General features: G+C 61.2%; 6 protein-coding genes. 1 reads left to right on the forward strand and 5 read right to left on the reverse strand.

What is annotated here, in order from left to right:
- From JWQ61_RS15765 to JWQ61_RS15785, 5 genes are all read right to left on the reverse strand, one after another.
- Window positions 1-548: LysR family transcriptional regulator (locus JWQ61_RS15765; protein ID WP_304361363.1), on the reverse strand; the 548-nt coding region annotated here is incomplete at its 3' end.
- Window positions 549-682: 134 nt separating this feature from the next.
- Window positions 683-2,101, reverse strand: coding sequence for an FAD-binding oxidoreductase (locus JWQ61_RS15770; protein WP_304361364.1), 1,419 nt, complete (start codon window positions 2,099-2,101; stop codon window positions 683-685).
- Between the two features lie 8 nt (window positions 2,102-2,109).
- Window positions 2,110-3,159 carry a DUF1338 domain-containing protein gene (locus JWQ61_RS15775; protein WP_304361365.1) on the reverse strand — a complete coding sequence of 350 codons (1,050 nt, stop codon included), beginning with the start codon at window positions 3,157-3,159 and terminating at the stop codon, window positions 2,110-2,112.
- Window positions 3,160-3,310: 151 nt separating this feature from the next.
- A complete protein-coding gene (ggt, locus tag JWQ61_RS15780) occupies window positions 3,311-5,062 on the reverse strand; it encodes a gamma-glutamyltransferase (protein ID WP_304361368.1) in 1,752 nt (583 codons plus the stop codon).
- Complete coding sequence (locus JWQ61_RS15785) at window positions 5,059-5,403, reverse strand: hypothetical protein (RefSeq protein WP_304361366.1); 345 nt, start codon at window positions 5,401-5,403, stop codon at window positions 5,059-5,061. The genes ggt and JWQ61_RS15785 overlap by 4 nt, the downstream gene beginning before the upstream one ends.
- A gap of 83 nt (window positions 5,404-5,486) precedes the next feature.
- On the opposite strand from JWQ61_RS15785, the gene recA reads away from it, so the two are divergent.
- On the forward strand, window positions 5,487-6,133 hold a 647-nt coding region (recA, locus tag JWQ61_RS15790), incomplete at its 3' end, for a recombinase RecA (protein ID WP_304361367.1).

Here is a 6,133-nt window from a genome sequence, read left to right on the forward strand (position 1 = left end):
TCTTCGATACGCTTGATTTTCCGGCTCAGCTCCAGGCTGCACACCGGCAGCACCTCTTCGCCCATCAGCCGCACCATGACCGCGCCCGGCCAGTTCGGCTCACCGAAGTGAATTGCCGCATCGACTGCGCGGCTGTTGAAATCGAAGGGCAGCACTTCGGTGCTCAGGTTGAGGATCACATCGGGATGGGCGGCGGTGAACTTGGCCAGGCGCGGAATCAGCCACTTGACGCCGAAAGTCGGCAATGTTGCCAGATTGAGCACGCCGCCGGAATTCTTGTGCGCCATCACCTGGAAGGTCGCCATCTCGATTTCCTTGAGGATGGCGGCAACCTGGGTCGCATACTCGGCGCCGGCCGCGGTCAGTATCAGGCGGCGGTTGATGCGCTCGAACAGTTTTACCCCAAGATAATCCTCCAGGATGGCGGCCTGGCGGCTGACTGCGCCCTGGGTCATGTGCAGTTCGTTGGCGGCCTTGGTAAACGACAGGTGGCGCGCTGCCGTATCGAAAGCGATCAGGCAGGAGGTGGAAGGGATGAATCTGCGCATTTTTCTTGGTGCCGAGTAGGTATGTGCTGCCGTGCTTGCTGTCGAGCAGGCACTATACCAAACGCGGCGGCGCTTTTCAGCTTTACCTTCAATGGCGGTTCCAGCCTGGCTGCGCAGGGAGTCAGGCATGAGCTTTACGGCGCCGTACCGAAACGGGTCAAGCCGAGCAGTCCGGCCGGGTCGAACACGGTTTGCATCCTGGCCGCCAGCGCCTGCGATTCAGGCATTGTGTAGCGTTCATAGAACTGCCGGTTGAACGGTCCGACGCCATGTTCGGCGCTGAAGCTGCCGTGATATTTATGGACTGCCAGGTCGTAGATTTCCTGGCGCAGGGCATGGATGCGCTGCGGCGGATAGTCGTCGGCCAGCTGCTGCGGCAGCACCAGGTTGAAATGCAGGCCGCCGTCGCCCCAGTGGCCGAAGTCATATACCTTGACGCCAGGATAAGACTGTTCCAGCAGCGCTATCGCTTCATCGCGGAAAATGGCCAGTTTCGAGCGCGGCACGGCGATGTCGAAAGCGATTACCTTGCCTTCCTGGCGCACGCTGTCGGTGATGGCATGGCGGATGCGCCACAGGACTTCCGGTTTGTCGATCACCGCATCCAGGATCAGGTCGCCGAAACAGGCTTCGAGCCAGGCCCCGAACAGTTTTTCCAGGTCGAAATCGGCGCTGCGCGGCCGCGCGCTGCTCAGTTCGATCAGGAAAGCGTAGGGCGGCAGCGGCTCGAACGGCGTTTGTATCGAAGGGATGTGCTGCAATACGGCTTGCATGGCATTGTGCGAGATACCTTCGAACGCGCTCAGGAAATCCGAGAAATTGCGTTCGGCGTCGCGCAGCAGCAAGGCTGCAGCCTGCAGCGAGGCTGGAACAACCAGCGCCGTGGCGCATTGCTGCGGCAGCGGATGCACTTGCAGCACCGCTTGCGTGATGATGCCGTAGGCGCCGCCGCTGCCGATGAAATTCTGTTTCCAGTCGGGGCCGGTATTGTTTTTCCTGAGGCGGTTGGTGAGGTCCAGGCGCTGGCCGGGCGGATCGATCAACAAGGCTTCCAGCCCCAGCACGTTATGCCGCACGTCGCCATAGCGGATCAGGCGCGCGCCGCCGGTGTTGGCCGCCAGCATGCCGCCGATCGACGGATCGGCAGCCAGATCGATCGGGAAGTACAGCTCATGTTGTTTGAGCGCCTGGTTCAGGTCGGACAGGCGGGTGCCGGCATAGGCTTGCACCACGCGGTCGACCGGATCGATGTCTGTCACGCCCTTGATGCGCTCCATGCTGAGCACCACGTCGAAGCCGGAACGATCCGGCGACGACGCGCCAACCAGGCCGGTATTTGCGCCCTGGGGAATGATGCGGATTTTTTCTCTGGCGCACAGGCGCATCAGCTCGGCTGCTTCGTCGACGCTGGCCGGGCGTGCGATGCACAGGCTGCGGCCGTCGCCGTAGCGCGCACCTTTTTCATAGGGCTGGCGCTGGTCGGGGGCGAGCAGGCAACCTTGCGGCCCGAGCAGGTCGCCGATGCGTTGCAGGACCAGGCTGATATCGCTCATGTCGGCCTTCAGCAGGATGCGGCGTCAGCCGAGGCGGTCATTTTGAAGATGCCCTGGGCGTTGCCGCTGTCAAAAGTCAGGTCCAGTTTTTCGCGCTGGGTTTCCTCGTCCAGGTAGCGGTCGCGTGAAATGAATTCGTAAAACGATCCCGGCACCTTCATCTCGACCATGGCGCCGTTCTCGTCGCGCATCGGGCGCGTCACGGTGCTGGCGCGGAAAGCGGTCTGCCGCACCCGGCCGTTGCGGGACACTTCGATCTTTTCCTTGATGGCGCGGCCCAGTGCGCGTTGCGCATCGGCTACCTGCTCCACATTGGCGACGCGGTCGGTGGCATGGTTGAAGGCGTTGCCCTCGGTCGAAATCCAGGCCATTTCGGCCGATTCGGCCAGCAAGACCTGGTATTCGGCGATGCTGGGCAGGGCATGCTGGCGGTCGAAGCAGGCTACCAGCACCGGCAGCAAGGCTAGCGCATCGGCCAGCGGCAAGCTTTTGTTGTTGCCGAGCTGCTGCAACAGCTGCGCCGAGTGCGCATCGACAGGATCTTGTGAGGTCGACAAGACCTTGTTGACGGTGGCCTGGAATTCGCTGGAGAAATGATGCGGGTGCAGTTCGCTGAGGAAGAACTGGGCGATTTCTTCGGCGTCGTCTTCATGCGCGTAGGCGCGGCCGGTCATGCTGATCCGTTGCAAAGGATAGATGCCGTTCACGCGGTAGCCCAGCGGCCGCAAGATGCGGGTGAACGCCGCTTCGCCGGCTGGCAGGGTGCCGGTGCTGATGCCCAGCACGGTGCGCAAAGCGCCATGGTCGAAGCGGATCTTGTTACCGGCGCGCACCGAGTCCTGCACATAGTCGTTCCCTTGCGGGACGGCTTTCAGCAGTTTCTCGAACAGCAGCATGTTCAGCGCCTGCGCGATTTCGATGCGGGAAACCGTATCGGCGCGCGGCCGCAGGGTGCTGGCCGGGATCTGCAGCAGATCGAATAATTGATTGGCATGCTCGGCGCCCAGCAGCGACGTCAGCATATATTGCAGATTAGTGGGCAGGTTGGTGGAGGACATGCGCGCTCTTTATCGAGGGAGGATAGGCGCAGTGTAAATTTGATTTGAAGCCGGATAAAACGATTAATACTGATGGATCAATGCGTTTTTCTCATGATCGGGCGAAAAAAAAACGGGTGCAAAGCACCCGTTTTCGGATCAAGCGGTAATTTTAGTAACCGATGGCAGCGCCGGCAGGACGGCGTGTATCGTTGGCGCCGTAATACAGACCCGGACGGACAGCGCCCGATACGCCTGCATCGTTACCCGAGCTGGCGCCGGCGACGCCGGCTGCGCCCGGCAGGCCGATCATGATCAGCTCAGCCGCGCCCCAAGGGGTTTGCTCCTTCATCTTGTAGCCCATGCCGTCCAGGATTTTCAGGGTATCCGGCGACAGGCCGCGGGTTTCGTAGTAGACCTCGTCCGGCAGCCATTGGTGGTGGATGCGCGGCGCATCGACCGCTTCCTGCGGCGCCATGCCGTAGTCGATCACGTTCAGGGCCGTTTCCAGGGTGATGGTGATGATGCGCGAGCCGCCTGGCGAGCCAAGCACCATGTAGGTCTTGCCATCCTTGGTGACCAGGGTCGGCGCCATCGACGACAGCGGACGCTTGCCCGGCGCGATCGAGTTGGTGGCGCCTTGCACCAGGCCGAACAGGTTCTGCACGCCGGCCTTGACGGTGAAGTCATCCATTTCATCGTTGAGGAAGAAGCCGGTGCCCGGCGCGATCACCACGGCGCCGAAGCGGCCGTTGATGGTGTAGGTGGTGGACACCGCATTGCCGTCCTTGTCGACGATCGAATAATGCGTGGTTTCAGGTTTTTCATGCGGCGCCATGCCTGGCTGCACTTCTACCGACGGCGTGGCTTTGTCGGCGGTGATTTTCTCGCGGATGGATGCCGCATATTCCTTGCTCAGCAAGCGGTCCAGCGGATTCTTGACGAAAGCCGGGTCGCCGAGGAAAGTATTGCGGTCCATGTAGGAATGGCGCATCGCTTCGGTCATGTAATGCACCGCCGACGCCGAGTGGAAACCGAGCGCCTTCATGTCGTAGCCCTCAAGGATGTTGAGGATCTGGCACATGGTGGCGCCGCCCGAGCTGGGCGGCGGTGCGGAGACGAACACATACCCGCGGTAATTGCACGACAGCGGAGCGCTTTCGCTGATCTTGTAGCCGGCGAAATCGGCTGCGGTGATGATGCCGCCGCCAGCCTTGGAAGCGCGTTCCACCGCGGCCGGGATCGCGCCTTTGTAGAAGGCGTCAGGGCCGTTGCGCGAAATCGCTTCCAGCGTCTTGGCCAGGTCCTTTTGCACCAGGCGGTCGCCCGGCTGCAGCGGCGTGCCGTCGCGACGCAGGAACAGGCGCGCTGCTTCCGGGTCCTTCTTGAACTGGGCGATGGTGGTGTCGAGGATGTCGGTGTCGCCGCGGTTCAGGATGTAGCCGTCGCGCGCCAGCTTGATCGCCGGCTGCATCACCTGGGCGCGGGTCAGCTTGCCGTATTTGCGTTGTGCGCTGTCGAGTCCAAGCACGGTGCCCGGCACGCCGGCCGCCAGGTAGCCGAACAGGCTGGCGTTGGTGATCGCCTTGCCGTTGGCGTCCAGGTACATGTTGGCGCTGGCCGCTGCCGGCGCCGTTTCGCGGAAATTGATGAAGGTATCGCGGCCGTCGGCCAGGTGGATGGTCATGAAACCGCCGCCGCCGATATTGCCGCAGCATGGGTTCACCACAGCCTGCGCATAACCGACCGCTACCGCCGCATCGACCGCGTTGCCGCCCATCTTCAGGATGTCGACCCCGACCTGCGACGCCAGGTGCTGAGAAGTCACCACCATGCCGTTCTTCGCCTCGACCGCAGGCGCGGACGCTGCCTGGACCGTGCCCAGCAAACCCAGCAGCAGCGCCGACGCCGCCAATGGTTTCATCCAATATGTAATACGCATACCTTCTCCCCGTTATTAGTGGGCAAGCCGCTTGCCCCTGTCTCGAAATATGGCGCATTGCCCGGCGGCGGACTGGCGGCCGAAGCAAAATGTGCGTCACGATTATTGCATCCTCTTGCGCATCCGGCATCCTTTTTACTTTTCCGGATGACGATATGCGTAATAAGCATAAAATGCGCCCGATGCATCGAAGGGGACGGCAATAAGTCCGCACCTAAAGCGTGATTTTTTGCGATGGATTTAGGGTGGTGCGCATCCCCGGCGGCAGTTTCTGCACATACAATATGCATCAGGTTTTTAAAAATTTGCGACAATGCTTGCATAAATCACTGTTTTTTTATACAGTGTTACCTGAAGCCTCATCGCAGGTATCGAATCACTCACCATTTTTGCCGAAAGAACAACCATGGACGATAAAAAATCCGCAGCCAATCCGGATAAAAGCAAGGCCCTTGCCGCGGCCTTGGCGCAGATCGAAAAACAATTCGGCAAAGGTTCGATCATGCGGATGGACGACGGCGCCGTGGTCGAAGAAGTGCAAGTGGTCTCGACCGGCTCGCTCGGCCTGGATATCGCGCTGGGCGTCGGTGGTCTGCCGCGCGGCCGCGTAGTGGAAATCTACGGTCCGGAATCCTCGGGCAAGACCACGCTGACCCTGCAAACCATCGCCGAGATGCAAAAGCTGGGCGGCACCTGCGCGTTCATTGATGCGGAACATGCGCTGGACGTCGGTTATGCGCAGAAACTGGGCATCAACCTGTCCGAGCTGCTGATTTCGCAGCCGGACACCGGCGAACAGGCGCTGGAAATCACCGATGCGCTGGTGCGCTCGGGCGGCGTCGACCTGATCGTGATCGACTCGGTGGCGGCACTGACGCCACGCGCCGAAATCGAAGGCGACATGGGCGATTCCCTGCCTGGCCTGCAAGCGCGCCTGATGTCGCAAGCGCTGCGCAAGCTGACCGGCAGCATCAACCGCACCAACACGCTGGTGATCTTCATCAACCAGATCCGCATGAAGATCGGCGTCATGTTCGGCAATCCGGAAACCAC

The sequence above is a fragment of the Collimonas fungivorans genome (assembly GCF_028292705.1).
Lineage (GTDB): Bacteria > Pseudomonadota > Gammaproteobacteria > Burkholderiales > Burkholderiaceae_D > Collimonas > Collimonas fungivorans_B.

What these genes read in the sequence shown, in the direction of transcription:
- JWQ61_RS15770 (WP_304361364.1), bottom strand. Translation starts at nt 2,101, where the DNA reads ATGAGCGATATCAGCCTGGTCCTGCAACGCATCGGCGACCTGCTCGGG.
- ggt (WP_304361368.1), bottom strand. Translation starts at nt 5,062, where the DNA reads ATGAAACCATTGGCGGCGTCGGCGCTGCTGCTGGGTTTGCTGGGCACG.
- JWQ61_RS15775 (WP_304361365.1), bottom strand. Translation starts at nt 3,159, where the DNA reads ATGTCCTCCACCAACCTGCCCACTAATCTGCAATATATGCTGACGTCG.
- JWQ61_RS15785 (WP_304361366.1), bottom strand. Translation starts at nt 5,403, where the DNA reads ATGCAAGCATTGTCGCAAATTTTTAAAAACCTGATGCATATTGTATGT.